1 tRNA gene is annotated in these 339 nt (G+C 46.3%); it reads right to left on the bottom strand.

The window, feature by feature from the left end:
• Nucleotides 1–154: 154 nt before the first annotated feature.
• Nucleotides 155–230, bottom strand: a tRNA-Glu gene (locus tag IFU29_RS22290).
• Nucleotides 231–339: the final 109 nt, after the last annotated feature.

The following is a 339-nucleotide window of genomic DNA, read 5'->3' on the forward strand; positions in this document are numbered from 1 at the left end:
ATCGTAGATTTCATTCTTATTACGGAGAATGAAAACGACATGTCGTTTCAATTTTCAGCTTGTTCCGGATTGTTAAAGAGCAAATATCTCAAACGTGACTCGTTAAAGTCAGTTTTGAGATACGGTGATAACGACTTTCACTTCGTTACCGGTATGGCGTCCCCAAGGGGATTCGAACCCCTGTTACAGCCGTGAAAGGGCAGTGTCCTGGGCCTCTAGACGATGGGGACTCTGATACTACTATTGCTCGTTACTTCTATCAGACAATCTGTGTGGACACTGCGCGGGAAGGTATCTTCAGGTAAGGAGGTGATCCAACCGCAGGTTCCCCTACGGTTA

The organism is Erwinia persicina (assembly GCF_014838825.1).
Taxonomy (GTDB): Bacteria; Pseudomonadota; Gammaproteobacteria; order Enterobacterales; family Enterobacteriaceae; genus Erwinia; species Erwinia persicina_A.